The 25,274-nt window shown below is 48.5% G+C and carries 27 protein-coding genes; 10 read left to right on the forward strand and 17 right to left on the reverse strand.

Annotated elements, in window-relative coordinates:
- Positions 1 to 2 precede the first annotated feature (2 nt).
- Positions 3 to 827, forward strand: a complete 825-nt coding sequence (locus tag Q1V74_RS01540; protein ID WP_300646753.1) for an alpha/beta hydrolase — start codon at positions 3 to 5, stop codon at positions 825 to 827.
- On the opposite strand, the gene Q1V74_RS01545 is transcribed toward Q1V74_RS01540, so the two are convergent.
- A complete protein-coding gene (locus Q1V74_RS01545; RefSeq protein ID WP_300646754.1) occupies positions 824 to 1,354 on the reverse strand; it encodes a copper chaperone PCu(A)C in 531 nt (176 codons plus the stop codon). The genes Q1V74_RS01540 and Q1V74_RS01545 overlap by 4 nt on opposite strands.
- A 45-nt stretch (positions 1,355 to 1,399) precedes the next feature.
- The gene (locus tag Q1V74_RS01550; protein ID WP_300646755.1) at positions 1,400 to 1,798 is read right to left on the reverse strand and encodes a DUF2946 family protein; all 399 of its coding nucleotides are present in this window, start codon (positions 1,796 to 1,798) and stop codon (positions 1,400 to 1,402) included.
- 74 nt (positions 1,799 to 1,872) lie between these two features.
- Between Q1V74_RS01550 and Q1V74_RS01555 the strand changes: the two genes are divergently transcribed.
- Positions 1,873 to 3,252: an MATE family efflux transporter gene (locus tag Q1V74_RS01555; protein WP_300646756.1), complete on the forward strand. Its 1,380-nt coding sequence runs from the start codon at positions 1,873 to 1,875 to the stop codon at positions 3,250 to 3,252.
- A 45-nt stretch (positions 3,253 to 3,297) separates the two neighbouring features.
- On the opposite strand, the gene Q1V74_RS01560 is transcribed toward Q1V74_RS01555, so the two are convergent.
- The 6 genes from Q1V74_RS01560 to Q1V74_RS01585 all read right to left on the reverse strand — a co-directional run bounded on the left by Q1V74_RS01560 (position 3,298) and on the right by Q1V74_RS01585 (position 9,731).
- A complete protein-coding gene (locus Q1V74_RS01560; RefSeq protein ID WP_300646758.1) occupies positions 3,298 to 4,284 on the reverse strand; it encodes a diaminopimelate dehydrogenase in 987 nt (328 codons plus the stop codon).
- A gap of 32 nt (positions 4,285 to 4,316) precedes the next feature.
- Positions 4,317 to 4,973, reverse strand: a complete 657-nt coding sequence (gene leuE / locus Q1V74_RS01565; RefSeq protein ID WP_300646759.1) for a leucine efflux protein LeuE — start codon at positions 4,971 to 4,973, stop codon at positions 4,317 to 4,319.
- A 116-nt stretch (positions 4,974 to 5,089) separates the two neighbouring features.
- Positions 5,090 to 6,646, reverse strand: a complete 1,557-nt coding sequence (gene ahpF / locus Q1V74_RS01570; protein WP_300646760.1) for an alkyl hydroperoxide reductase subunit F — start codon at positions 6,644 to 6,646, stop codon at positions 5,090 to 5,092.
- Between the two features lie 118 nt (positions 6,647 to 6,764).
- On the reverse strand, positions 6,765 to 7,328 hold the full coding sequence (ahpC, locus tag Q1V74_RS01575) for an alkyl hydroperoxide reductase subunit C (protein ID WP_260650133.1): 564 nt from the start codon (positions 7,326 to 7,328) through the stop codon (positions 6,765 to 6,767).
- A gap of 230 nt (positions 7,329 to 7,558) precedes the next feature.
- The gene (locus Q1V74_RS01580) at positions 7,559 to 8,773 is read right to left on the reverse strand and encodes an acetate/propionate family kinase (protein WP_300646762.1); all 1,215 of its coding nucleotides are present in this window, start codon (positions 8,771 to 8,773) and stop codon (positions 7,559 to 7,561) included.
- A 1-nt stretch (position 8,774) separates the two neighbouring features.
- Positions 8,775 to 9,731 (reverse strand): phosphate acetyltransferase, encoded by a 957-nt coding sequence (locus tag Q1V74_RS01585; RefSeq protein ID WP_300646763.1) that lies wholly within the window; start codon positions 9,729 to 9,731, stop codon positions 8,775 to 8,777.
- Positions 9,732 to 9,977: 246 nt separating this feature from the next.
- Here Q1V74_RS01585 and Q1V74_RS01590 point away from each other — a divergent pair, with 246 nt between their 5' ends.
- The 3 genes from Q1V74_RS01590 to pyrF all read left to right on the forward strand — a co-directional run bounded on the left by Q1V74_RS01590 (position 9,978) and on the right by pyrF (position 12,914).
- The gene (locus Q1V74_RS01590; protein ID WP_260650130.1) at positions 9,978 to 10,265 is read left to right on the forward strand and encodes a co-chaperone GroES; all 288 of its coding nucleotides are present in this window, start codon (positions 9,978 to 9,980) and stop codon (positions 10,263 to 10,265) included.
- 49 nt (positions 10,266 to 10,314) lie between these two features.
- Entirely contained in the window at positions 10,315 to 11,958 is a 1,644-nt protein-coding gene (gene groL, locus Q1V74_RS01595) for a chaperonin GroEL (protein WP_260650129.1), read from the forward strand.
- A gap of 128 nt (positions 11,959 to 12,086) precedes the next feature.
- Positions 12,087 to 12,914, forward strand: a complete 828-nt coding sequence (gene pyrF / locus Q1V74_RS01600) for an orotidine-5'-phosphate decarboxylase (protein WP_300646785.1) — start codon at positions 12,087 to 12,089, stop codon at positions 12,912 to 12,914.
- Here the strand turns inward: pyrF and Q1V74_RS01605 are convergent.
- The 6 genes from Q1V74_RS01605 to ribBA are packed head-to-tail and all read right to left on the reverse strand — an operon-like array spanning position 12,908 to position 17,128.
- Positions 12,908 to 13,462, reverse strand: a complete 555-nt coding sequence (locus Q1V74_RS01605) for a CinA family protein (protein ID WP_300646764.1) — start codon at positions 13,460 to 13,462, stop codon at positions 12,908 to 12,910. The genes pyrF and Q1V74_RS01605 overlap by 7 nt on opposite strands.
- An 8-nt stretch (positions 13,463 to 13,470) precedes the next feature.
- On the reverse strand, positions 13,471 to 13,971 hold the full coding sequence (locus tag Q1V74_RS01610) for a phosphatidylglycerophosphatase A (RefSeq protein ID WP_260650165.1): 501 nt from the start codon (positions 13,969 to 13,971) through the stop codon (positions 13,471 to 13,473).
- On the reverse strand, positions 13,971 to 14,942 hold the full coding sequence (thiL, locus tag Q1V74_RS01615; protein ID WP_300646765.1) for a thiamine-phosphate kinase: 972 nt from the start codon (positions 14,940 to 14,942) through the stop codon (positions 13,971 to 13,973). The genes Q1V74_RS01610 and thiL overlap by 1 nt, the downstream gene beginning before the upstream one ends.
- 12 nt (positions 14,943 to 14,954) lie before the next feature.
- Complete coding sequence (nusB, locus tag Q1V74_RS01620; RefSeq protein WP_260650126.1) at positions 14,955 to 15,458, reverse strand: transcription antitermination factor NusB; 504 nt, start codon at positions 15,456 to 15,458, stop codon at positions 14,955 to 14,957.
- Positions 15,448 to 15,957 carry a 6,7-dimethyl-8-ribityllumazine synthase gene (gene ribH / locus Q1V74_RS01625; RefSeq protein WP_260650125.1) on the reverse strand — a complete coding sequence of 170 codons (510 nt, stop codon included), beginning with the start codon at positions 15,955 to 15,957 and terminating at the stop codon, positions 15,448 to 15,450. Before ribH ends, nusB begins: the two co-directional genes overlap by 11 nt.
- Positions 15,958 to 15,976: 19 nt before the next feature.
- A complete protein-coding gene (gene ribBA / locus Q1V74_RS01630) occupies positions 15,977 to 17,128 on the reverse strand; it encodes a bifunctional 3,4-dihydroxy-2-butanone-4-phosphate synthase/GTP cyclohydrolase II (protein WP_300646767.1) in 1,152 nt (383 codons plus the stop codon).
- A 90-nt stretch (positions 17,129 to 17,218) separates the two neighbouring features.
- Between ribBA and Q1V74_RS01635 the strand changes: the two genes are divergently transcribed.
- Both Q1V74_RS01635 and Q1V74_RS01640 read left to right on the forward strand, forming a co-directional pair.
- Positions 17,219 to 18,049, forward strand: coding sequence for an IclR family transcriptional regulator (locus tag Q1V74_RS01635; RefSeq protein WP_300646769.1), 831 nt, complete (start codon positions 17,219 to 17,221; stop codon positions 18,047 to 18,049).
- Between the two features lie 12 nt (positions 18,050 to 18,061).
- Entirely contained in the window at positions 18,062 to 19,597 is a 1,536-nt protein-coding gene (locus Q1V74_RS01640; RefSeq protein WP_300646770.1) for a CYTH and CHAD domain-containing protein, read from the forward strand.
- Here the strand turns inward: Q1V74_RS01640 and ftsY are convergent.
- Positions 19,583 to 20,863, reverse strand: coding sequence for a signal recognition particle-docking protein FtsY (gene ftsY / locus Q1V74_RS01645; protein ID WP_300646772.1), 1,281 nt, complete (start codon positions 20,861 to 20,863; stop codon positions 19,583 to 19,585). The two genes, Q1V74_RS01640 and ftsY, sit on opposite strands and share 15 nt — an antisense overlap.
- Before the next feature lie 49 nt (positions 20,864 to 20,912).
- Here ftsY and rsmD point away from each other — a divergent pair, with 49 nt between their 5' ends.
- From rsmD to Q1V74_RS01660, 3 genes are all read left to right on the forward strand, one after another.
- Positions 20,913 to 21,497 carry a 16S rRNA (guanine(966)-N(2))-methyltransferase RsmD gene (gene rsmD, locus Q1V74_RS01650; protein ID WP_260650120.1) on the forward strand — a complete coding sequence of 195 codons (585 nt, stop codon included), beginning with the start codon at positions 20,913 to 20,915 and terminating at the stop codon, positions 21,495 to 21,497.
- Between the two features lie 69 nt (positions 21,498 to 21,566).
- Positions 21,567 to 22,067, forward strand: a complete 501-nt coding sequence (gene coaD, locus Q1V74_RS01655) for a pantetheine-phosphate adenylyltransferase (protein WP_300646773.1) — start codon at positions 21,567 to 21,569, stop codon at positions 22,065 to 22,067.
- 67 nt (positions 22,068 to 22,134) lie between these two features.
- Positions 22,135 to 22,383, forward strand: a complete 249-nt coding sequence (locus Q1V74_RS01660; protein WP_260650118.1) for a YfhL family 4Fe-4S dicluster ferredoxin — start codon at positions 22,135 to 22,137, stop codon at positions 22,381 to 22,383.
- 7 nt (positions 22,384 to 22,390) lie between these two features.
- Here Q1V74_RS01660 and Q1V74_RS01665 read toward each other — a convergent pair whose 3' ends face one another.
- Positions 22,391 to 22,765, reverse strand: a complete 375-nt coding sequence (locus Q1V74_RS01665) for an MOSC N-terminal beta barrel domain-containing protein (RefSeq protein WP_300646774.1) — start codon at positions 22,763 to 22,765, stop codon at positions 22,391 to 22,393.
- 1 nt (position 22,766) lies between these two features.
- Entirely contained in the window at positions 22,767 to 25,265 is a 2,499-nt protein-coding gene (locus Q1V74_RS01670; protein ID WP_300646775.1) for an AsmA family protein, read from the reverse strand.
- Between the last annotated feature and the right edge of the window lie 9 nt (positions 25,266 to 25,274).

Raw genomic sequence — 25,274 nt, forward strand, 5'->3', positions numbered from 1 at the left:
ACGTGTTTGACCCCTTATTACAGCTGCCTATACAAAGCGCTACGCCTCGACTGAGCCGTAGCGCCATCCCTTTTGTGACACAAGGTGCAGGCGACCTGCTGATTCTTATTCATGGTTCTTTATGTGACCTACGCTATTGGCGCTGGCAAGTACAAAAACTGTATTCAAGCTGCCAAGTAGTTTCCCTAAGCCTGCCCGGTTATTGGCCACATGACCCAAGTACTGCCGCCTATGACTTTACGCTGCAAAATCATGTGGATGCCGTAGCAGATGTTGTAAGCCAATTACGACAACCCAAGCAAAACCTCTATGTGCTCGGGCACTCTCGTGGGGCTCAAGTTGCCCTACAATACGCCCTACAGCACCATGAGCTAACAGGGCTGATCTTAGCCGACCCGGCTTTTATCATCGACGCCCCGACGCCAGCGTTGCCAGCATTAGCCCAAGCGGCTGAACTCCTGACTCAAGGCCAAGATGAAATCGCACTAAATCAATTTATTGACGCGGTAAGCGGGGCCAACACATGGCGTCAGATGGTAGGCTGGTTTAAAACCATGGTCGAGGATAACGCCCATACCTTAATTGCCCAAAGCCGAGAAGCGCTTCCTGTGATTTCAGCTGCACAGATAGATTTGTTATATGACCTGCCCGTGCTATTAATCAGCGGGGAATTAAGCCCTACACGCTATCAAAAAAGCACAGCCGCTTTAGTAAAGCGGCTGGCTCAAGCACAACATGTTGTCATTGATAAAGCGTCTCATGGCATGAACTTAGCCAATCCCAAAGCATTTAATCGCGCCTTATTACGCTTTATGCAATTAACTTAGTTGTAGCTACGGGCATTGGCGGGGTTGACTTTACAATCAACACTGACTTTTTGCTCATTAGCTAAAAGCAATTCCATGGGCATGGTGTCACCCACTTTAAGAGCTCCTGTAGGCTGCTCGAACATCGCATGCAGCCCACCGGGTTTAAACGTTAGGGTGCCCTTTGCGGGGATCTGAATCGTATCGGCCATGACCATTTTTGCCATGCCATCCTCTTCGATGGTTTCGTGTAACATCACATCATCGTAACTAGGCGTGGCTGCAGCTAAGACCTCGATTGGCTGATCGGTATCATTGTGCAAAATAAAATACCCTGCTGACGGAATATGGGCAGGTAACAAACGTACCCAGCACTGCTCAACTCGCACTTGGTCTGTTAACGTTGCCGCAGCAAACTGTGCGGAATAATCCGTCATGTGATGCCCATGGTGATCATGGTGGGCGTGATGATCATGATGATCATGAGCCTGTACCGAAAACGCAACAGCGGCTAAACCAAAACATGTAGCTAAAGTCATACGACGCATAATTTCATCCTAATAACAATTGAATTAAAAACAAAAAACTTGTAATTAGGAGAAAGCGGGAGGACCTCGTGCGCCCAATGGCGCCCCTAAAAAGCCACTACGGCGCGGCGCAGAGGGATAAGCCAGCCGCTGTAGCAAAGGGAGTATTACTAGGCCCAACGCCAATGTGGGCGTATTAGCGTCTAGCCCGATGAGGTTCAAAAGTGAACCCAAGTGACAGTCTAAAAGGCGATGATCGGTGTGGGGGTGGTGTGAGCCCTGAGGATCCAGATCCAAATACACAATAGTAGGCCCAGACAAACCCACCACGCACATCGTAATCGCTGGTCCTTGGCTATTTTGAGCCGTATTCGGCATATAGCCAGCAGGAATCAACGCGCGCAACAACACCGCCAGCATTAAAAGCCAAGCCAAATAAGGCCGCTGAAAACGCGGAGATGTCATACGTTGGCAACCCATTTACAGCCCAAACAAGGTACTATGAATCCATCAGATAATAAAAAACTGTGTGCATAAAGATGAACCAAACCGCCCCTAGCATTCGTTATTTTCAAGAGCTAAAGGCATCCATTCAGTTAGGATCGCCTCTTATTTTAACCAACTTAGCCCAAGTTGCTCTATTAACAACAAATTTAATTTTTATTGGGCGTCTAGGTAAAACAGAACTTGCTGCAGGCTCTCTATCAGCAAGTCTATACCATGCCTTTATGATTTTTAGTTTAGGCTTGGTTTCTGCCACCATCCCTATGCTGGCTACCACTATTGGTAAAAAACGCAGTAATGTGCGTGAGGTACAGCAGATTATCCGCCATGGCTTTTTGACAGCAGCATTAATTTGTATCCCTTTTTGGCTCGCTCTTTGGCATGCCGATACGCTTTGGACAGCACTAGGCCAGAATCCAGATACGATTGAAAAAGCGATTCAATATGTGCGCATGGTGCAGTGGTCGTTATTCCCTTATTTAGGTTATATCGTAATACGCTCCTTTTTTGCTGCTTTAGAAAAGCCAATATGGACGCTGATTATTGCTATAGGTGGTATTTTTGCCAATGCGTTTTTTGCGTGGCTATTTATTTTTGGAAACTGGGGAATGCCTACATTAGGCATTGCAGGTGCTGGCCTAGCAACCACCCTGACCAATATCCTGATGTTTGTTGGCATGCTGGTATTAGTATTTAAGCACCCTCTGTTTCATCGCTATCAAATTTTTATGCATTTCTGGCAATGGAATTTAACTCGTCTGCTTAACATGTGGAAGCTAGGAATTCCTATTGCCATTACCTTTACGCTAGAAACATTGGTGTTTTATGCTGCGGTATTGATGATGGGGCGCATTGGTGATACCTCGCTTGCTGCCCATGCCATTGCCATGCAAATTAGCTCCGTCACATATATGATCCCCTTAGGGTTTGGGCAAGTAGCTACTATTCGTGTGGGCTTAGCAATGGGACGCGCTCACCCAAAAGATGCCGTACAAGCAGGCTGGGTGGCTTACACACTAGGGGTAGGTTTTATGGCCATTGCGGCAGCGGTGATGTGGTGGCAACCCGAATGGCTGATTCACTTTTTTATTGATGTTTCAGCCCCAGAAAACCGTGCCGTTATCATTACAGCGGTACAGTTCTTATTTTTTGCTGCCTTATTCCAGCTGGCCGATGGTGCCCAAGCCGTTGCGGCCGGTATGCTCAGGGGCTTGTATGATACTCGCACACCCATGCTGCTCGCATTAATTGGTTATTGGGTTTTAGGTGTCCCTATTGGTGCTTTTTTAGCCTTTGGGGTCGGCCTAGAAGGGACAGGGATTTGGATTGGTTTTGTCACTGGACTAAGTGTTGTCGCCGTTCTGTTAACCCTACGTTGGTGGCGCCATGGACAACGTCTTTTAGAGCGGGGTTAACCAAGCCAGAGGACGAATAACTCGTCCTCTGCACCAGGGATATTATTAAAGTAAGGCTTTGCGCAAATCGGTAGGCGACTTCGGGGACAACAAGCCTGGCGCAATATCAAATACCGTTTTGGCTCCATACTGCTGCTGTTGTGCTAAGCGATAAGCTGCACGCGCATACGCCACCAGCACGCTGGAAGTAAACTCAGGATTACTGCCCAGGTTCAGCGCATATTCTACGGTTTGCTTCGTGTGCATAGCAGAGTGGCCGCTACGAATCACAAACCCTCCGTGCGGCATCGCACTATGGTTACGTTCTAATTCTTCCATCGTAATAAAATGTACGGTGGTATCATAATCAGCAAAATAATTCGGCATGGTTACGATGGCTTCTTTCACCTGATCCGCATCCGCCCCCTCTTCGAGCACCACGAAGCACTCACGGCGATGTTTTTCTCGGGTGCTCAGCTCTGGCATCTCGCCATTGCGTACACGATTTACTGCCTCTTCAATAGGAAGCGTGTACTGAACCCCTGCTTTAACACCCTCCACGCGGCGCACGGCGTCCGAATGCCCTTGGCTTAGTCCTTTGCCCCAAAAGGTATACGTTTGTCCTTGGGGTAATACACACTCACCCATTAATCGATTAATAGAAAACAAACCCGGATCCCAACCCACCGCAATAATATTCGTGTGCTGAGTCTGCTGCGCTACGGCATCTACTGCTGCGAAATAATCTGGAATAGCGGCATGGGTATCAAAACTATCAACCGTGTTAAACCATTGTGCCAAGTGTGGGCCTTGGTGTGGCAAATCATCCTTGGAACCACCGCATAAGATCAATACGTCGATCGTCTCTTTGTGCTGCTCTATCGTATCCAGGGCATACACGGGAATCCCTGCCGTTTGCAAGCTTAGGCTTGCTGGGTCGCGACGACTAAATACAGCGACTAACTCCATGTCCGGGTTTTGACTCAAGGCCAGCTCTACCCCTTTGCCTAAGTTACCGTAACCAGCAATACCGATACGAATTTTTGCGTTCATTACCTTTCCTTTACGCATAAATGATTGAGTCTTTAGGCTACACCAAAAGCCATCCGAACCGCAAAAGCAATAAATAATAAGGCTACCGCCGCATTGGCCAAAGCAGAAAGACGGCGATGCTTTCTAAAACCTGCCGCCAAGTGGGTACCACCAAAGATCAAAATAGATAAGTACGCTACGCTAAATAGCTGCAAAAAAAGGCCAAGCACCATAAAAGCGAGCCACGGATGACCTTGTGTTGGATCAACAAACTGTACAAAAAAAGACAATAAAAATAAAATCGCTTTCGGGTTTAATAGGCTTAAAACCATCGCTTTAGTAAAGTAGCTCTGCTGTCTTACACTCTGCTCTAGGGTCTGTGTAGGAGGATTTTCCTGCTCAGGCTTGGGGTGAACCAACGCCCAAAGCATACGTGCCCCTAGGTAGAACAAATACCCCGCACCTAAAGCACGCAAACCATAAAATAAGATAGGCATGGCTTGAAGCAAGGTGCCTGCTCCTGCTGCTGTCAACGCAATTAAGATGGTGTCACCAACCCAAATCCCCACCGCCGCCTGATAACCCACTTTAATCCCACGGGCGGCAGCGCTGGCCAATACAAAAAGTGAATTTGGCCCAGGCAACACAATGACAAATAAAGCACCAAGCAAATACGTGCCTAGATTAATGACTCCTACGCTTTCAAACACAGAATCCCCTTGCAAAAGAAGCAGTATAAAGCGGAAACTGTGTCAAAATCTATCCTCCTGAATCAACATAAAAAAACCCACCTATGTGTAGGTGGGTTTTAAGATGGAATAGGTAGTTAGTCTTCTACAGAGGTGCGAATGAGATAATCAAAAGCACTTAACGCAGCCGTAGCACCCTGACCTGCCGCAATAATAATTTGCTTATACGGCACCGTAGTGGCATCCCCCGCAGCAAATACGCCAGGCACAGAGGTTTGACCACGCTCATCGATTTCAATTTCACCGTACTTCGTGCGCTTTACCACATCACCCAGCCACTCATTGTTCGGTACTAAACCAATCTGAACAAAAATCCCATCCAGAGCAATTTCATGAGATTCATCTGTATTACGATCGGTATAGCGTAATGCAGTAACTTTAGAACCATCACCTATTACTTCTGTGGTTTGCGCCATTTTAATCACTGTTACATTAGGTAGGCTGGTTAGCTTACGCTGCAACACGTCATCCGCGCGCAGAGCATCTCCAAACTCAAGTAAGGTGACATGGTTCACAATACCGGCCAAATCAATAGCCGCCTCTACTCCAGAGTTACCACCACCAATCACCGCCACATCTTTCCCTTTATAAAGCGGACCATCACAGTGAGGGCAGTAAGCCACGCCTTTATTACGGTATTCGGCCTCGCCCGGAACACCAAGCTCACGCCAGCGCGCACCGGTAGCCAAAATCAATGATTTGGTTTTAAGTGTGGCACCATTGGCTAGTTTTAGCTGAATCTGCTTGCCCGGAATTAGCTCCTCGGCACGCTGCACATTCATAATATCCACATCATAATCACGTACATGCGCCTCAAGCGCTGCTGCAAAAGCGGGACCCTCTGTGTGCTGAACAGAAATATAGTTTTCGATGGACATAGTGTCTAGCACCTGCCCCCCAAACCGTTCCGCGACCACGCCAGTGCGAATTCCTTTACGTGCAGCATAAATCGCCGCTGCTGCTCCAGCAGGACCGCCCCCCACTACCAACACATCAAAGGGCGCTTTATCATTAAGGGCAGCAATTTGCTCTTCGCTATCGCCGGCACCTAATTTAGCGAGCAGCTCCTCTGCGTTCGCACGGCCATAATGGAATTCTTCACCATTTAAAAATACGGCGGGTACTGACATCACCTCGCGCTCTTTGACCTCGTCTTGGAACAAGGCACCATCAATAGAAGTGTGCTTGATACGAGGGTTAAGCACGGCCATTGCATTTAGTGCTTGCACCACATCTGGGCAGTTTTGGCAGCTCAAAGAGAAATAGGTTTCAAATACAAACTCACCCTCTAAGCTACGAATCTGATTCGCAACGGCTTCATCCATTTTGATGGGGTGCCCACCCACCTGCAATAACGCCAATACCAAAGAGGTAAACTCATGCCCCAATGGAATCCCCGCAAACGCCACCGCCACATCGCTGTCTACACGCTGAATGGTAAAAGAAGGTTTGCGTGCATTATCGCCCTGTAGATTCACGCTGATTTTCTCTGGGCTAAGCGCGGCAATCTCCTGCAAAAGCTCGCGTAGTTCTTCGGATTTAGCGCCCTCATCGAGTGACGCAATAAGCTCGATTGGTTGCGTGATATTTTCTAAGTACGCTTTAAGCTGTGTTTTTAAACCTGCATCTAACATAATGATGGCTTCCTTTTTGATTGATATAGGGTGGATTTGGGCGTTTTTAGGGTCAAAAAAAGCGCCCGCATGCAACGGGCGCTTGTGAGCAACCTAGATTGCTACAGGGAGAACCCGCTTAGATTTTGCCAACAAGATCCAAGGAAGGAGCTAGGGTTTTCGCACCCTCTTCCCATTTAGCAGGACATACCTCGTTGGGGTTTTTAGCGATGTACTGAGCTGCTTTGACTTTACGTAGTAGCTCTTTAGCATCACGACCAATACCGTTATCGTGAACTTCCATGGTCTTGATCTGACCCTCGGGGTTAACGATGAAAGTACCGCGTAAGGCAACACCTTCCTCTTCGATTAACACTTGGAAGTTGCGGGACAACTGATGTGTTGGGTCAGCTAACATGGGGTACTTCACCTTGCCGATGGCCTCGGAGGTGTCATGCCATGCTTTGTGGCAGAAGTGTGTATCGGTAGATACAGAGAAGATTTCTACGCCTAGTTTCTGGAACTCTTCGTAGTGATCAGCCAAGTCTTCTAGCTCTGTAGGACATACAAAAGTAAAGTCAGCTGGGTAGAAAACGAAAACAGACCATTTACCGGCAATGCTTTCGTTGGTGTACTCTTTGAACTCACCATTGTGGTAAGCCATCGCTTTAAAAGGTAGGATCTGTGTATTAATCAAAGACATCGTTGTTATCTCCCGTTGTGGTTAATAGTGACAGTGATTTCATTATAGGATTTCACTATCGATTTGTGAAATTGATTAAATTTATTGATGCGATAGCTTTTAACTATAAGCCAGACCAACAAAAGTAATCCACAAACAAATAGGGTAACAGGGCTTTATGACAAAATAAAGCCCTTGGATTTAACCGCCAGCATTCCGATATATTGCTCGAATAAAACATCAAAACGGGATTAGATCGATTGCTGATGGAGCGCATAGTGGCGCAATGCCTCGCGCGCAATAACAAGCTCTTCGTTAGTCGGAATCACCCATACGGAGATATGGCTATCTGGGGTAGAAATTTTTTGGGCACCTTGGGCATTGAGCTCAGGGTCAATTTTTACCCCAAGCCATGCCAAATGCTCGCAAATACGAGCCCGAATCTCTGGACTGTGCTCGCCCACCCCAGCGGTAAATACAATCCCATCAGCGCCCTGTGTGGGTACGCATAGACCCGCTAAGCTTTCTGCCGTACGGAAACAATAATAATCTACAGCCAGCTTCGCTTGTGGATCCTCGCTGGCTAATAAAGTGCGCATATCGCCACTGATTCCAGACAAGCCTTTCATGCCCGACTGATTATAGAGTAAGTCCTGGATCTCATCGGCATCTTTTTTACGCTGCTGCATCCACCATAGAACGACCCCTGCGTCTAAACGCCCAGGTCGAGTGCTCATAGGCAACCCATCTAAAGCAGTAAAACCCATGGTACTTACCACACTTTTACCGTCTTGGATCATACAAGCCGATGAGCCGGAGCCCAAGTGCGCAACAATCACACGCCCTTTATGTAGATCGGGCAAGTGTTGTGCCATGTAATCTGAAATATACTGATAAGACAAACCATGGAAGCCATAACGTCTTACGCCTTGTTCGTAATAACGCTTGGGTAACGCATAATAGTTATAAAGCTCATCCTGGTGACAATGAAAAGCCGTATCGACACACGCTACCTGCAAAATCTGTGGCCAATACTCTCGGATAACACGCACTGGTGCTAAGTTATTATGCTGATGCAATGGTGCCAAAGGAGCCAAAGCATCTAAATAATCCAGCACCTCGTCGGTAATAATGGCGCTATCATCCATATCGGCGCCACCATGTACAATACGATGCCCTACAGCAATCGCCGGCTTATCCATTCTAAAAGTTAACCAGTTAGCTAATAATTCTTGTGCAGCTTGTAGATCTTTGGTTTCTTCAAAAGCCGTAGCACGGTCCTCGAGGATCTGCCCCAAAGCCCCTTTGACTTTAAAATGCGCTATCTCTGTACCAATGCCAGAAACTTGCCCCCCATACAAGAAGCTAAGGTCATTAACATCGAGGGTGCCGGATTCGGGAATCTGGTAGACATTAAATTTTAAGCTTGAGCTACCCGCGTTAATTACAATTAATTTTTCGCTCATGTTAGGCTCCTGTGGCTGCAGTCAGTTGTTTTTTCATAAGTGCATCGGCATATACCGCTGCCACAGCGCATGAAGCCAAACGCGCATTGGCGGAGTCTGCACGACTAGTTAATATAATGGGTACGCGCGCGCCCAAAACGATCCCTGCGGCTTCGGCACCTGATAAAAACGTTAAGTTTTTAGCTAACATGTTTCCAGCCTCTAAGTCGGGAGCCACAAGAATCTGCGCACGTCCCGCGACCTCTGAGGTAATGCCCTTGATACGTGCCGCTTCTGGGCTAATCGCATTATCCATTGCTAGTGGTCCATCAATAATGACATCCGTAATCTGACCCCGATCAGCCATCTTGCATAGCGCAGCGGCCTCTAGGGTACTAGGAATTTTTTCTGTGACTGATTCCACCGCTGACAAAATCGCTACGCGTGGTATACCTAGTCCAAGAGCCACATGCAAATCAGCGGCATTTTGTACGATGTCCACTTTAGTAGCTAGATTAGGACGAATGTTGATTGCAGCATCGGTAATAAACAGCAACTCATCATAACTAGGCACATCCATGATAAATACATGGCTAACACGACGCTCGGTGCGCAACCCTTTGCCTTCAACTGTCATCACAGCATGCATCAACTCATCTGTATGCAAGCTCCCTTTCATGAGCAACTGTGCCTGCCCCTGCAAAACCTGTAATACAGCGGTTTCAGCAGAAGCATGGCTGTGAGGCGTATCAATAATTTGAATGCCAGACAAATTGAACTGATGAGCCTTTGCCACACCCTCAATGCGCGCTTTAGGCCCAACTAAAATAGGAGTAAATAAACCACGCTGCGCAGCGTCTATAGCGCAACCTAATGACACTTCATCACAAGGATGAGCCACAGCACATACTCGCCGAGGCTGCAACTGCTGCGCGCGCTCAATTAATTTAGCGAAAGAAGTAGAAGTTTGATACACCATGACTCCTTATAAAACGTTAGGTAAGGATTGCGACTGATTACAGTCTAAGACCTGCATCACTACATGGCTATGACCCATATCACTTTACACTAAGTTAAAATAAAAATTGTCGTACTCGCCCCCTTGAAATAACAAAACTCGCCCTTATAATTAGCACTCAGAGGGTGAGAGTGCTAACACTCCCCTATTAACCAAACAAAAAACATGAAATTTTGACCAACTTGTTTTTGAACAGGAGTTCATCTTATGAAATTGCGTCCTTTAGGCGACCGCGTGATCGTCAAGCGTTTGGACAACGAGCGTCAAACCGCTTCCGGTATTGTCATTCCTGAAAGCGCTACCGAAAAACCTGATCAAGGTACTGTTGTAGCGGTTGGCCCAGGCAAACGCGCCGATGACGGCACCGTTCATCCTCTAGACCTCAAAGTTGGCGATAAAGTATTGTTCGGCAAATATGCCGGTCAGAGCGTCAAAGTAGACGGCGAAGAGGTTCTCGTGATTCGCGAAGACGAAGTTCTTGCTGTATTCGAGTAATCCCATCTATCTCCCACATTAACGCTACTGAATAAAGGAATTACATATCATGGCTGCAAAGCAAGTTTATTTTGGTGACGACGCCCGCACCCGTATTGTACGTGGTGTAAACATCCTAGCTAACGCGGTAAAAACCACCATGGGCCCCAAAGGCCGTAACGTGGTGCTAGACCGTGCATTTGGTGCTCCTACTGTAACCAAAGACGGTGTATCCGTTGCCAAGGAAATTGAACTCAAAGACAAGTTTGAAAACATTGGTGCTCAGCTCGTTAAAGAGGTGGCTTCTAAAACCTCTGATAACGCTGGTGACGGTACCACGACAGCTACCGTTCTTGCACAAGCTATTGTCGAAGAAGGGCTAAAATACGTAGCGGCAGGCATCAACCCCATGGACCTCAAACGTGGTATTGATAAAGCCGTAGCCGTAACTGTCGAAGAGCTGCGCAAGCTCTCTCGCCCCTGCGCAACCTCTAAAGAAATCGCACAGGTAGGCTCTATCTCTGCTAACAGCGACGCATCCATTGGTCAGATCATTGCTGACGCCATGGACAAAGTCGGTAAAGAGGGTGTTATTACTGTTGAAGACGGTAAATCCCTAGAGAACGAACTGGATGTCGTAGAAGGGATGCAGTTTGACCGCGGTTACCTCTCCCCCTACTTCATTACCAATACCGAAAAACAGGTTGCTGTACTTGAGAACCCCTACATCTTGATTTTCGATAAGAAAATCAGCAACATCCGCGATCTCTTGCCTATCCTTGAGCAAGTGGCTAAAGAGAGCCGTCCTCTCTTGATCATTGCGGAAGACGTAGAAGGCGAAGCACTCGCTACACTCGTTGTTAACAACATCCGCGGCATCCTCAAAGCCACTGCCGTTAAAGCCCCTGGCTTTGGTGATCGTCGTAAAGCGATGCTAGAAGATATCGCTATCCTCACTAACGGTACCGTTATCTCCGAAGAAACCGGTATGACCCTAGAGAACGCGAATATCTCGCACCTAGGTCAAGCAGTTCGTGTAGAAGTCGGCAAAGAAAACACCACTATCATTGATGGTGCAGGTGACAACGCTTCTATCGAAGCACGTGTAAAACAAATCCGTGCTCAGATCGCTGAAGCCACCTCTGACTACGATCGCGAAAAACTCCAAGAGCGTGTGGCTAAACTCGCTGGTGGTGTGGCAGTGATCCGCGTTGGTGCTGCTACAGAAGTCGAGATGAAAGAGAAAAAAGCACGTGTAGAAGACGCTCTACACGCTACTCGTGCCGCTGTCGAAGAGGGTATCGTTCCTGGTGGTGGTGTAGCACTTATCCGTGCTCGCAAAGCCGTTGCCGCTCTTTCTGCTGACAACATCGACCAAGAGGCCGGTATCAAGCTCGTATTACGCGCTATCGAAGCCCCCTTACGCACTATCGTAAGCAATGCTGGTGAAGAAGCTAGCGTAGTTGTTAACGCTGTTGCGGAAGGTGAAGGTAACTACGGTTACAACGCTTCTACTGGTGAGTACGGTGACCTCGTGGCTCAAGGTGTTCTTGACCCAACCAAAGTCACTCGCACCGCGCTACAAAATGCGGCTTCCGTAGCAAGCTTGCTGCTCACCACTGAAGTCGCTGTAGCTGAAATCCCTGAAGAAAAACCCGAAGCCGGTATGCCTGATATGGGTGGTATGGGCGGTATGGGTGGTATGGGCTTCTAATTGGCTCATGCTTCTCGCGCTGGCTAAGACCAGCGCACCAATGACGCACATTAAGCCTCTGCATTTTTGCAGGGGCTTTTTCGTTCTGCACGTATAATACTCACATTCCTTATTCATGAGTGTGTATGATGACTTTTACCGAACAACTACAAAACGCTTGGGCACAGCAAAATTCCTTGCTCACTCTGGGTTTAGACCCAGATCCTCGGCGCTTTCCCCCACATTTACAACATTCTAAAACAGCAATTTTTGATTTTTGTACAGGGATCGTGGATGCATGTGCTCCATATGTGAGCGCCTTTAAACCCCAAATCGCCTATTTTGCTTCGTCTCAGGCCGAGTCACAGCTAGAGGCTCTTTGTGCTTATATTAAAGACAAGTACCCCACACTACCTATTATTTTAGATGCCAAACGGGGGGACATCGGCTCCACAGCACGCCACTATGCCATCGAGGCTTTTGTGCGATACGGTGCAGATGCTGTTACGGTTAATCCTTATATGGGTACGGATTCCATCGAGCCATATTTTGAGTGGCCAGATAAAGGCGTCATCATTTTGTGTCGCACTTCTAACCCCGGTGGATCGGATTTACAGTTTATGACGCTCGCGGATGGAACTCCGCTTTACTTGCATGTGGCAAAGCTTGCCGCAAAAAAATGGAATACGCATGGCCAATGTGGTTTAGTAGTTGGGGCGACTTTCCCCAATGAAATTGCCAAAGTGCGAGAGGTCGTGGGTGATATGCCTTTGCTCGTACCAGGTATCGGTGCCCAAGGCGGTGATATTCCTGCTACCGTCAAAGCTGGGTTAACGGCTCAAGGCACCGGCATGATGATTAACTCTTCCAGAGCCATTTTATATGCCAGCGCCAAAGAGGACTGGCAACAAGCCGCTGCCCAAGTCGCTCAATCTACCCGCGATGCCATCAATGCCGCACGTGCCGCTATTTACTGATCAGAAGAGCCGGGAGCAAAATCGGTAGACGTGGCTAAATGGGGGTTGATTAAATCTAAGGCTTTTTGTAATGCAAACAACACGGCTTGCTGCCGGACTTGATGACGATCCCCCTCAAACACCACAGTCAGTGCGTGGGCGACAACGCCCTCGCCTACGCGCCGAGCGAAACCAAAACAAACCATACCAACCGGCTTACCGGGGGTGGCTCCAGAAGGGCCAGCGATACCAGTGGTTGATAGTGCTATATCCGCCGCGGCGCTCATCCCTAATACCCCTCGAGCCATCTCCATCGCCGTCTGTTCACTGACGGCGCCATATTTATCTAAGGTATCTGGATTGACCCCCAGCTCTTGCTGTTTGGCTTGATTACTGTAAGTGATATAACCCCGATCAAACCACTGACTAGAGCCACTGACTGCTGTTAAAGCCGCCGCTAATAATCCCCCAGTACAAGACTCTGCGGTGGCTACTACTAGCCGATGCTGTAGCAATGCGGTTGCCAACGTCGAAGTTGACTCATCAAACAAGGCTAAATGGTGTGTCATGGTGGCTCCTATAGCCATAACGCGACTAAATAGAGAAATAAAAGACTGTAGCCGGCGGCTAATATATCGTCTAACATCACTCCAAACCCGCCCCCTACTTTTTGATCAAAAAACCGAATGGGTGGAGGTTTGATAATATCAAAGAGCCTAAACGCCCCGAAAGCAAGCCCCTGCATCCACCACGCAGGCGTTGGTAAAAGCCATAAAACCAACCAAAAGGCGACGGCCTCATCCCACACCATCCCTCCATGATCCGATACTCCAAGCTCATCCCCAGAAAGCTGACAAGCCCAAACACCGATGGCAAAAGCCAAGCCCAAAAAGAGCGACATAGCGCCCAGAGGGATAAATTGCAACACGAGTAGCCACACCGCCCATGCCCATAGGGTTCCCCAGGTGCCCGGCGCAGGGTAGATCGCGCCAGACCCCATCCCAAAAGCAATGATTCGCCAAGGTTTAGCGTAAATCCACGCGAGATTTGGTCGTAAAGAAGTGGAAGAAGAGGTCATCATGCAGAAAAATGATCAAAACCGCCCTGAGCGGGTAAGTTCAAGGCTTGTCCCGACGCGTCAACAACGACCAAACCAGGCTCTGGCACCACTGTGCCGATACGCGTCAGCCGGATTTGATGCTGGGCAGCAAGATCTAACAAATAAGCACGCTCTGTTGGGGGCGCCGTAAAACACAACTCAAAGACATCCCCCCCAGCGAGGACGGCAGCTTGTTGTAATGCCGGCGCTACGCCCCGCAACGCTGGATGCATGGGTAAGTCTGCCCATGACACCTGCGCACCACAATGACTGGCCGTCAGTATATGGGAAAGATCTTGTAAAAAGCCATCAGAAATATCGATAGCTGCATGAGCATGCCCCAACAAATGGGGCGCAAAAGCATAAGGGGGAAGAGGACGCTCAAGAGCAGAACGCGTTTGTTCCAAGCGCTCTGCATCCATAGGCAAGCGCTGAGTCAAATAACGCAAGGCCAGATCGGCAGCACCCAATGTGCCGGTGATCCAAATATCATCCCCAGCTCGGGCTAGATCTCGGCGCAAAGCCTGCGTAATAGGAACCTCGCCAAAAATAGTGAGTGTGATGGTTACAGCATAGGGATGACGAGTCGTATCCCCACCTATTAATGGGCAGTTAGACTGTGCTGCTAACGCATGCAGGCCAGAGCTAAATGCTTGCAGCCACTGGGGATCAACCTGCGGTAATGCTAAGGCCAGTACACAACCTTTAGGCTCTGCGCCCATTGCACAAAGATCAGAAAGATTAACCGCTAAGCTTTTGTGTCCCAAATCGTAGGGATCTACATCACTAAAAAAATGCTGCCCTTCGATAAGGGTATCTGTGCTTACCGCCAGCTGATACCCTGGGCGTACCGAAAACAGAGCGCAATCATCGCCCACGCCAACATAGCCCTCTGGGGCGGCCCGATGAAAAAATGTCTGGATTACATCGAATTCATTTAAAGCCGCCATAGAAAGACCTCATTAGGAGCGTTTTTGATTTCGACGCGCTTGGTATTTTTTAAATTCGGCGGGACGCACCTGTGCTGCAACCCGATCCAACACCCCATTAACGAACTTAAAGCCATCGGTACCACCAAAGGATTTAGCTAGCTCGACGGCCTCGTTAATGGTTGCGCGGTAAGGGACTTCGGTGTGATGCACCAGCTCATAAGTGGCTAATAGTAATACCGCGTGCTCAATCGGCGATAAGTCGGTTAAATCGCGATCAATAAAAGGCTTGAACTGCTCCTGTAAGGAGGCAGCATCACGCATTACACCAAATAAAATGGTTTTATACCATTCCGTATCACAGGTATCAAAGCCCTTTTCACCACGGATATGGGCATCAATAGAGCCCGATTCTTGCAGACCATCGGCACCACGAATCAACCACGCATAGATGCCCTGCAATGCAAAACCCCGTGCGCGGTGACGAGGTGTACCGCGCAGTTCGTCCTGTTCTTGTTCAACAGAATCAGTTTTCATCGTCAAAATCTTCGTCCTCGTCATCAAATTCTTCGTCGCTAGGCTCAAGCAAAGCCAATAGGTTTGCCATTTCTACAGCTGCACGGGCACAATCACGCCCCTTTTCCTCTACGCGAGCCTGAGCTTGCGCTTCGTTTTCTACAGTAAGAATACCGTTGGCAATGGGCAAGCCTGTGCCAATGGAAACGCGAGCAATCGCCGAAGCGCTTTCATTGCTGACGACCTCAAAGTGATAGGTCTCACCACGCACGACCGCACCAAGAGCAATAAGGGCATCGAACTCGGTGGTTTCAGCCATCTGAATAATCGCTACGCCAATCTCGAGTGCGCCAGGAACTGAAAACACAGTAATGTCCTGAGGATCAACCCCAAGCTTAATGAGCTCGTCTAGGCAGGCTTCTTGCTGCGCTAAGCCAATTTCCTCGTTAAAACGAGCGCGTACAATACCAATATGTAGGCCTTCGCCGTTTAAATCGGGTTCAACAATATAGGGCTTCATGGATAAACTCCAAATAAAATTAAGCAGAGGGCTCGGTCAAGTAGCCCGTTACGGTTAGAGCAAAGCCAGTCATACTTGGCATTTTACGAGGGCGAGCTAACAAACGAGCCTTGCCCACGTTAAGATCGCGTAATATTTGGGCGCCAATTCCGTATGTACGTAAATCGTAGCGATGTGCCGCCGTTTTAGATTCAGTTTGGGGCTGGCCACTACGCAATTGGAATTGTTCGAATATTTTATCCTCTGACCCCTGACAATTTAACATAACAACCACCCCGGATTCTGACTGGGAAATGGTTTTTAAAGCATCAGGAATGCTCCAGCTATGGTCATTGCTGTCTGCACACAACAGATCCAAAACTGTCGTAGGTTCGTGTACGCGCACTAGGGTTTCTGTATCGGCTTGTATTTTACCGTGAACCAAAGCCAAATGGGGGGCCCCAGATGCCAGGTCTTTGTAACCTATCGCTTGAAACGTTCCCCACGGCGTCGTCATGTCTTGCTCAAACAAGCGCTCGACCATGGATTCATGAGCGCTACGATATTGAATTAAATCAGCAATCGTACCGATTTTTAAATGGTGCTGTTTAGCGAATTCGAGCAGTTGCGGTAGGCGCGCCATGGTGCCATCTGGATTTAAAATCTCACAGATTACCGCTGCCGGTGTCAGCCCCGCCATACGAGTTAAATCACAACCGGCTTCTGTATGCCCGGCACGCACTAAGACCCCGCCATTAACGGCCTTTAGGGGGAAAATATGCCCTGGTTGTACTAAATCAGAGGGGCGCGCATCACGAGCGACCGCCGCTCGTACTGTTTTTGCTCGGTCAGCGGCGGAAATACCAGTCTCCACCCCTTCGGCGGCTTCGATTGACACCGTAAAATTTGTGCCAAATCGTGTACCATTGCGTACGGCCATCAATGGCAAATCCAATTGTTGGCAACGCTCTTCGGTAAGGGTTAGACAAACGAGACCACGCCCATGGGTCACCATAAAGTTAATGGCCTCAGGGGTAACGAATTCGGCCGCCATGACCAAATCGCCCTCGTTTTCACGGTCCTCCTCATCCACCAAAATAACCATACGCCCAGCACGTAGCTCGGCCACAATTTCGGTAATAGGAGAAATATCGGATATATCGTTATTAGGGGTTTCTGTATGCTGACTCATGACTGTCCTGCTTGAATAATTTCCTCTATTTTAGCCCCGTATCATCAATTAGGTACAATTTCTCTTAATTTAATGCTGTGATTTCTTTTTATGTCGTCAACCGACGCTTTATCTATGCAAAATCCTCCCACTACTCCTGAAGGTGGGCGCCGACGTATTCAATCTATTGAAACCGGCTACCGCCTACTAGCCGCTCTGGTTAATGCCGCACGTCCGCTGCCACTGGGTGAGCTTGCCGCCGCGGCTGAAATGAGTTCGGCCAAAGCACACCCTTATCTCGTTAGCTTTATTAATGTTGGACTAGTGCGTCAAGACTTGGTCAGTGGGCACTATGAGTTAGGGCCTTTTGCCATGCAAATGGGGCTAATTAGCTTACAGCACTCAACTCCTTTACGTGTCGCGCAGCCTATCGTGACGGAAGCTGCTGCACGTATTGGGCATACCCTAGCCATCGCTGTGCTGGGCTCGCATGGGCCAACTATCGTGCATTTATCCGAGGCCAGTTATCCCGTCCACGTGAATATGCGAGCCGGCACAGTAATGTCAATGCGCTACACCGCTACGGGGCATGTTTTTGCAGCTTGGCTCGCCCCTAAGGTCACTCAGCATTATTTGCAGCGTGAATACGCCGATACCGCTCTATTGCGCAGTACGCATTTGGATTATGATGAGAGCGATTTTGATCAGCTTATACAAAAAATACGCAAGCAAGGCGCAGCACAAGCTCTGGGTAACCCGTTGCCCGGTATTGATGCCATTTCTGTACCGGTTTTTGATCACTCAGGTAATATTGTCTTGGCACTCACTAGCATCGGTCCGAGTGCCGTTTTTGATGTTAGCCTTGAGGGTCCCATTGCTCATGCCTTATGGCAGTGCGCTCAGCAGATTTCTACCGCCTTAGGCCATACCCCAACCCCATAATCAACAATCAACGTGTTAGAACGAGAAATTAAACTTTTTATTCCAGCGCCACACCGCGCCAACTTGCTGCAATATGTGCAGCAGTTTAGCCAAACTCAATCGATTGAGCTCGCCGCTCAGTATTACGATACGCCTCAACGCTGTTTAGCGCAGCGTTACGCTGCCTTACGTTTACGTCGCGAGGGCCAGCAGTGGGTACAAACGTTAAAAATGCGGGGGACAGACGAACTCAGTCATTTGGAATATAACCACCCTCGCCCTGAGCCCTCCTTGGATTTACAGGTGTACCAAAACACCCCTGCTGCAACCTTGTTTGCCCAACTCGCAGCGCCCTTAGAAATGCGCTATGAAACGCATGTGCAACGTACTCTTATTGAAATCAGGCAGAACCAAACCCTCATCGAAATTGCTTTAGATAACGGTGAAATTCGAGCCAAACAAAATACCCTCCCTATTCATGAAGTCGAGTTCGAACTCAAACAAGGAGAGATGGCAGAGGTATTTGCCTTGGCCGAAGCGTGGTTAGTACGTTTTCATCTTTTGCTCGAATTGCGTACAAAATCCGAGCGTGGTGATGCCCTTTATGAATACGCTATCAAGCATCCGGTGGCCTTAAGCGGGCAAGACGCAGCGCTTGCGCTTGCGCTTGCTGCGCAACCCTATCGGCTACCCTCTGGATTTAAACCCGAAACAATGGATGTGCCTTCGCTCTATTATCAAGGAGCCAGCTTATTCTTGAGCCAAGTCATACGCAACGCGGCTTTTTTGGCGGGTGTGGACGATATGCAAGCGCCCCCGCAACAACAAGCCAGTTACTTAACGTTAATGCGCGTGGGAATGCGTCGCTTACGCTCTTGTCGTCAGCTTTTTAAACCTTGGCTCACCACAGCAGAAGTCGGACTAACACAACAACTACGAAAACACTATAAAGCGTTTGGGCAGTGGCGGGATAAAGATATGCTTTGGCTAGAACTACAGCCAAAGCTTATTGCTGCCGGTTTGCCCGCAGCCAAAAAGCTGGATCGACCCAACAGCAAAACGACCTCAGCCCTAGAGCTAGCCGCAAGTACCCCATACCAAAAGCTTTTACTGCAGCAGCTACGCCATTTCGTATTACAGCAATCCTTATTGGCACCTGCCCAGCAACACCCCGCTGCCTTAGCGATACTCATCCAGCGTCTACAGCAGCTCTGGCAGCGAATCCAGCACCAAAGTCACGACTTTTTGCATCTAAACCCCAGTGCCCAACATGATTTACGCAATCAAATCAAACGATTACGTTATAACCTTGAGCTTTTTGGCTACAGCAATGAGCACCCTTTCTATGCCACGCTAGCTAAAGCCCAAGACCACCTTGGGGATTTGTGTGACGCCTATGTGGCCTATGACTGGTATACACAAAATGCAATGAATAAAGCGCAAAAACAGTTTGCCCAAACCTGGCTTAAGCAAAAAATCCAAAAATCGCTGCGTAAGAGTCAAAACACGTTGGTGCGGCTAGATCACCAACGTGCAACCTTATCCCTAGAGGAACTAATCCCCCAATAGGGCACCTGCAAACTCGCTAGCAACAAAGGGCTGCAAATCATGCATGCCCTCGCCTACCCCAATCCAATACACTGGCACAGGCCGTACGCCGTTACTGCCTGCGGCAACCGCTGCGAGAATACCACCTTTGGCTGTGCCATCCAGCTTGGTCACCACCAAACCAGTTAGGCCAATCGCCGCATCAAAGGCCTTAATCTGAGCCAAGGCATTCTGCCCTGTATTTCCATCAACAACTAATAGACACTCGTGTGGGGAGCCTGGATCCGCTTTAGCAATGGCACGCTTGACCTTTTTTAACTCCTCCATCAGGTGCAGCTGCGTCGGCAAACGCCCTGCCGTATCAACCATCACCACATCCACACCACGTGATTTTCCAGCGGTGACGGCATTAAAGGCGACCGCGCCAGGATTACCCCCCTCTTGGGCAATCACTTGCACTTGATTGCGATTACCCCACTCAACCAACTGTTCACGAGCTGCAGCACGGAATGTATCCCCTGCAGCCAGCAAAACGCTCGCCCCTTGCTGTTGAAAAGCATGGGCCAGTTTTCCGATAGAGGTGGTTTTACCTGCACCGTTGACCCCAGCGATCATAACGACCAAAGGCTTAGCCGCTTGCAACGCAAAGGTTTTTTCTAAAGGTGTTAAATGTCGTGTAAGCGCTTCTTTTAAGGCTTGTTTTACTTGCGCCGCATCGGTCATTTTCTCTTTGCGCACACGTGTACGCAGCTCTGTGAGTAACGCTTCGGTTGCCTCAACCCCAGCATCTGCCATAATAAGGGCCGTTTCGAGCTCCTCAAATAGCTCCTCATCGACTTTAACACCCACAAATAAAGAGGTTAAGCTTTGCCCAGTGCGTGACAACCCTTTGCGTAAGCGTGACAACCACGAGCCTTTTGTGGGTTTGTCTTGGGTAGTTGCCGATACCACGGGTGCCTCTGTGTCCTCTGTATTGAGTAAAGGCGGCTCTGTATTGGCTAGGGGCGGTTCCTCAGACTGTGGTCGCGCGGTTTCCACAAAAATCGAATCGGTTACAGTGAGATCTGCCGTTTGGATCAAATGAGATCGATCCACCACAGGCGGCGCTGGTTCCGGGGTCACCACAGGTGCCTGAACGCTAACTACAGGGCTGGGGCTAGCCACCGGCTCCTGAGCAGCAACCACCGGTTCAGAATCCGTCTGGCTGGTTTCTGGTTGCACTACCACCTGCTTTTCTTGCAGCTCTTGCTCTTTTTTGGCTTTGCGCCTTTTAAAAAAACTAAACATCGCTTTACACTAAACCTAGTTTGTTAATTCACGCACCCAATGGTTAGGCATGAAAAAAAATGCTATTCGAATTGTAGGCGGCCAGTATCGCCGCACCCCTATTACTGTTGTCACCGGCGAGGGCTTACGCCCCACCCCTGACCGTGTCCGCGAAACCCTATTTAACTGGTTACGCTATTTTTGGGCAGATGACTTTTCACAAAAACGCGCATTGGACTTATTTGCCGGCAGCGGAGCACTAGGCTTTGAGGCCGCATCCCATGGGATGGCCTTTGTGCAAATGGTGGAATCCAACCCCAACGCTGTCAAAGCCCTGCGCGCCTTGCGCAACAAGCTTCAGGCGCACCATATACGTATTCATGCTGGCGACGCCATGCATGTGCTTGAGCGCACCGACCACCCGTATGATCTGGTTTTTATCGACCCCCCCTTTCATCAGAATTGGTTCGATAAGATCTGGCCGTTACTTCCGCGTATTTTACGCCCAGATGCGCTCATTTATGTAGAAAGTGAGCAGGCCATTTCAATTCCTCAAAACTTTATTAGTTTACGCCAACAAAAGGCAGGCCATGTACATTTTCAACTACTTCAATTTGCCGAGAGCGCAAAAACAGATAATAATGCGGACAAGTAGATTGGTCGGCGACGTCGCTTGTATCGTACGCGCTGAAATCTTAACCCATTATTGGTAGCCTCTATTACTATGATTACAGCTGTATATCCCGGAACCTTTGACCCGTTAACTCGAGGTCACGAGGATTTAGTTCGTCGTGCCGCCAACCTTTTTGATCATGTGGTGGTGGCCGTAGCACATAGCCCTAACAAACGTCCCTTCTTTTCTGTTGAAGAGCGCGTAGAAATCGCCAAAGAAGTCCTAAGCCATTACTCCAACGTAGAAGTCAAAAGCTTTGGCGGCTTACTCAAAGACTTTGTGCGCGAACAAGAAGCACGAGTGATTGTGCGTGGTTTACGAGCCGTATCGGATTTTGAGTACGAGTTTCAAATGGCGGGCATGAACCGCCACCTTTTACCTGAAGTGGAAACCCTATTCATGACACCATCCGATCAGTATCAGTTTATTTCAGGCACCTTTGTTCGCGAGATTGCACTGCTCGGCGGTGATGTCAGCAAATTCGTATTTCCTTCTGTAGAGCGCTGGTTAACCACTAAAGCCGCTGAACGCCGACTACAGTCTAAGGACTAATTTCGCGTTAAAGCCTAATTCGGTCTACACTATAGTTGTACCTTTTAGGCTTTAACGGTTAAATCATATGGCCTTATATATTACTGAAGAATGCATCAACTGCGACGTGTGTGAGCCCCAGTGCCCTAATACGGCCATCTATATGGGCGAACACATTTATGAAATCAATCCTAATCTTTGTACTGAATGCGTTGGCCACCACGATGAGCCCCAATGCATTGTATTTTGCCCTGTAGAGTGTATTGAGGTCCACCCTGAACATCAGGAAACCCAAGAGCAACTTTTTGCTAAATACCAACGCCTAACCGGCTCGTAGTCTGCCCCTAGGCATGCTGCTGCCCTGGATCTTTTTTATATAAGCGACAAGGGCGTCCTAACACATGCTCAAACCATACCGCCGCCAGCTCACCTTCATCGATAGCAGCACGTGTCTGCCCATGAACATCGGTAGCGATACGGCGTACCTCGTCATCATCCTCGATCACATCCAACATCAGCTCTAAACACAGCATGCCTGGGGCTCTTACCTGGAGCTGACCAAAACGTGTACTGAGCTGTAATTGCGCCAGCCTCGCGCAATCTTGCTCTGACAGAACGTGGCCTTGTGTATCCACCAAAAACCATTGATGATGATAGTGACTGGGCATGGTTAAGGCTGGAGCAAACTGAATCGGTGTCACTAAAGCTAAAGTCGTCATATTATTTTTTCAATAAGTCTTTAATCGTAGTACCTAGCGTTTTAGTAGCCGTATCCGGCACCGCCCCCTCTGACTGAATAGGCTGATCCAATAAGTTCAACAACCCCTGATCAATGGCTTGTTGGACTTCAGGATGCTTGAGCTCCTGCCACTGTAATCGTAATTGAGGACTGAGCCAGCTGCCACTCAGGCGAGCATAGATGGGATGCACACTATACGCTCCCAAATGCTGATAAACATCGGGCAATGTTTTTCTCTTTACATCAAAACGCCAATCCATATCCATTTGCTGATTGACGCTATCCACATAACCTCGCTCAACCTGTGCATTCACCCCAGGGCTTTGCCATTGAAGCTGTGTGATCTGCCCCTGTCCTTGTTGCCACTTCACATCATAGCTAAATACTGTAAATGGTGTACTCAACTGCGGATTTAGCTGGATAGCAGGTGATTGAACCTGACCACTGAACACGTTACGCACGGCCTCATTCGCTTCTTGTAAGTACTGCCAAAAATCCCAACCAAAAGCGCTACCATTTTTTACGTGGACCTGTGAACTGCCGGTCATATTAGCCAAACGTGCTAAGCGCGTTTTCCCGTGGGTGGCGAGCGCCAATTTAATGTCGCCTGTACCACTTAATGCCATTTGCGCACCTATAGACTGAGAAAAGGGCATCATATCAATCTGTTTAAGGTGTGCTTCCATCTTTCCACTTTGTTTCTGATGGCTCCAATTTGCTTTCATATCGAGCTGCCCACTCCATGCTTGAGCAGATAACTTAGCAATGGTGATTTCACGATTTTTCTGCTCTGCCTGCAGCTGGAGCCCTTGTAGGATATAGTTTTTATAATGCAACTGCTCTGCTTGCAGTGTTAGCTCTGTAGCTAAAGCACGCCAGTCAAAGTAATCTGGCAGCATTTTCGCCAATACGGGTTTCACGGCAGGCGTATCTGGTGCTGGTTTTGCTTGAGCTCGCCACGGATTTAAATCAATCTGTGGAGCTTGTACGTTTAGCTGTAATCGTTCTTGCTCACCATACTGCAATTGCGCTTGGAGCTGAGCCTGTGTATTGGCGCTTTGCCACTCTCCCACCACGTGCGCTTGCTGCTGAGCAAATAACCAATCCACCTCACCTGAAAACAAAGCTTGAGCCGGGTTGGGATTTAGTGCCTCATTATCCAATAATGTATTTACCATTAATTTAGGGAAAACCAAACGTTGCTCTGTTTGCTCCCATTGTGCGGGAGAGCTGACCCCTAGCTTGTAGGCTTGCTGCGCATTTTTGCCAGCCACATCCATGTGGACCTGCCCTACATGCAGCTGCGCTAACGCCCCCCTATAATCTTTAGCTCGTGCAGTCACCCCAAACATCTGTGATCCCTGCGTTTGCTTAAAAGAAAATCCAATCGGTTCACCTTGGACCTGCTCTGGCTCCATAACAAACTTAGGTACGTCTAACGCTAATTCAACCTTGTGCTCGGACTGCCCCCTTTCTACTGGCAATAGCCCTTGTAAGCGCCACTGCAGTTTCTGCGTAGTTAAAAAAGGAAGATGATGCTTAGCATTTAATTGCGCCGCACTCATGGTCATATTTACTTTATCCAGTGCTAAAGTATCTGATCGCCATTTTCCCTGAGTGCTCAGCTCTAGGTTACGAACACGTATGTCTTTTGTGTGGGTTAATAACTCAACACCACCACGTAATGTCGCTGCACTAGCCTCATAAGCTCCCAAATGCCCACTAAGTGCTAAATTCATACGCTGCGCCGAATAACGATACAAATGGGGCTCGAGCTGCACCACAGCTTGCCCTTCAAGTGTCGCATCTGTAATCGGACTTTCTCCTTGGAGTGCACCTTTAAAAATTACATCAAAGGGCTGTCCAAAAGTCATACGCCCCGTATTTAACTCTAAATCCACCACTCGTAGTTGCGTTGCCGAGGGCTCATCAGTGAAATGAATTTCACCATTTTTAAGCTCTAAGCCTGCAATATCGATTTGAAACTCAGCCTGTGAGGCATCTGGCACCATAGATGTTGATTGTGCCTGAGCCGTAGGAAAAAATGATCGGGACGTATGCTGCGCTACCTCGTTTGGACCTCGCTGTAAAAGATCCATAAAATTGAACTCACCCTGTGCATCGCGATGCAACCACATCTTTAAACCGCTCACAGCCACATGATCCACTACCAAACGGTTCCAAAGCAGTGGCCAAACCGCAACCGCAAAACGCGCATGATCCACAGCAGCAAAAGGCTCATCACTTTGCTTATCAGTTAGAGACACTTGTTCTACAGCTAAGCCAATGCGTGGAAAGAGTGACAACTCGATATCACCATCAATACTAAGCTGACGCTGATAGCGATCAAACACCAACTGCTCCACTTTATTTTTATAAGCATTTGGGTCAAAAGTGAGCAAGAAAACGGCTGCCCCCACTAAGGCCACAATTACAAAGACCACTAAAGCAAAGAGTCCTCTTTTAAACCATTTTTTCATTTAGGCCTC

Origin of the sequence: Paenalcaligenes sp. (assembly GCF_030152715.1) — a bacterium.
Classification (GTDB): Bacteria; Pseudomonadota; Gammaproteobacteria; order Burkholderiales; family Burkholderiaceae_B; genus Paenalcaligenes; species Paenalcaligenes hermetiae.

Bases quoted from the DNA above. Each gene is read 5' to 3' on its own strand.
- Q1V74_RS01545 (WP_300646754.1), bottom strand. From the start codon at position 1,354: ATGCGTCGTATGACTTTAGCTACATGTTTTGGTTTAGCCGCTGTTGCG.
- Q1V74_RS01550 (WP_300646755.1), bottom strand. From the start codon at position 1,798: ATGACATCTCCGCGTTTTCAGCGGCCTTATTTGGCTTGGCTTTTAATG.
- Q1V74_RS01555 (WP_300646756.1), top strand. From the start codon at position 1,873: ATGAACCAAACCGCCCCTAGCATTCGTTATTTTCAAGAGCTAAAGGCA.
- Q1V74_RS01560 (WP_300646758.1), bottom strand. From the start codon at position 4,284: ATGAACGCAAAAATTCGTATCGGTATTGCTGGTTACGGTAACTTAGGC.
- ahpF (WP_300646760.1), bottom strand. From the start codon at position 6,646: ATGTTAGATGCAGGTTTAAAAACACAGCTTAAAGCGTACTTAGAAAAT.
- ahpC (WP_260650133.1), bottom strand. From the start codon at position 7,328: ATGTCTTTGATTAATACACAGATCCTACCTTTTAAAGCGATGGCTTAC.
- Q1V74_RS01580 (WP_300646762.1), bottom strand. From the start codon at position 8,773: ATGAGCGAAAAATTAATTGTAATTAACGCGGGTAGCTCAAGCTTAAAA.
- Q1V74_RS01585 (WP_300646763.1), bottom strand. From the start codon at position 9,731: ATGGTGTATCAAACTTCTACTTCTTTCGCTAAATTAATTGAGCGCGCG.
- Q1V74_RS01590 (WP_260650130.1), top strand. From the start codon at position 9,978: ATGAAATTGCGTCCTTTAGGCGACCGCGTGATCGTCAAGCGTTTGGAC.
- groL (WP_260650129.1), top strand. From the start codon at position 10,315: ATGGCTGCAAAGCAAGTTTATTTTGGTGACGACGCCCGCACCCGTATT.
- pyrF (WP_300646785.1), top strand. From the start codon at position 12,087: ATGACTTTTACCGAACAACTACAAAACGCTTGGGCACAGCAAAATTCC.
- Q1V74_RS01605 (WP_300646764.1), bottom strand. From the start codon at position 13,462: ATGACACACCATTTAGCCTTGTTTGATGAGTCAACTTCGACGTTGGCA.
- Q1V74_RS01610 (WP_260650165.1), bottom strand. From the start codon at position 13,971: ATGACCTCTTCTTCCACTTCTTTACGACCAAATCTCGCGTGGATTTAC.
- thiL (WP_300646765.1), bottom strand. From the start codon at position 14,942: ATGGCGGCTTTAAATGAATTCGATGTAATCCAGACATTTTTTCATCGG.
- nusB (WP_260650126.1), bottom strand. From the start codon at position 15,458: ATGAAAACTGATTCTGTTGAACAAGAACAGGACGAACTGCGCGGTACA.
- ribH (WP_260650125.1), bottom strand. From the start codon at position 15,957: ATGAAGCCCTATATTGTTGAACCCGATTTAAACGGCGAAGGCCTACAT.
- ribBA (WP_300646767.1), bottom strand. From the start codon at position 17,128: ATGAGTCAGCATACAGAAACCCCTAATAACGATATATCCGATATTTCT.
- Q1V74_RS01635 (WP_300646769.1), top strand. From the start codon at position 17,219: ATGTCGTCAACCGACGCTTTATCTATGCAAAATCCTCCCACTACTCCT.
- ftsY (WP_300646772.1), bottom strand. From the start codon at position 20,863: ATGTTTAGTTTTTTTAAAAGGCGCAAAGCCAAAAAAGAGCAAGAGCTG.
- rsmD (WP_260650120.1), top strand. From the start codon at position 20,913: ATGAAAAAAAATGCTATTCGAATTGTAGGCGGCCAGTATCGCCGCACC.
- coaD (WP_300646773.1), top strand. From the start codon at position 21,567: ATGATTACAGCTGTATATCCCGGAACCTTTGACCCGTTAACTCGAGGT.
- Q1V74_RS01660 (WP_260650118.1), top strand. From the start codon at position 22,135: ATGGCCTTATATATTACTGAAGAATGCATCAACTGCGACGTGTGTGAG.
- Q1V74_RS01665 (WP_300646774.1), bottom strand. From the start codon at position 22,765: ATGACGACTTTAGCTTTAGTGACACCGATTCAGTTTGCTCCAGCCTTA.
- Q1V74_RS01670 (WP_300646775.1), bottom strand. From the start codon at position 25,265: ATGAAAAAATGGTTTAAAAGAGGACTCTTTGCTTTAGTGGTCTTTGTA.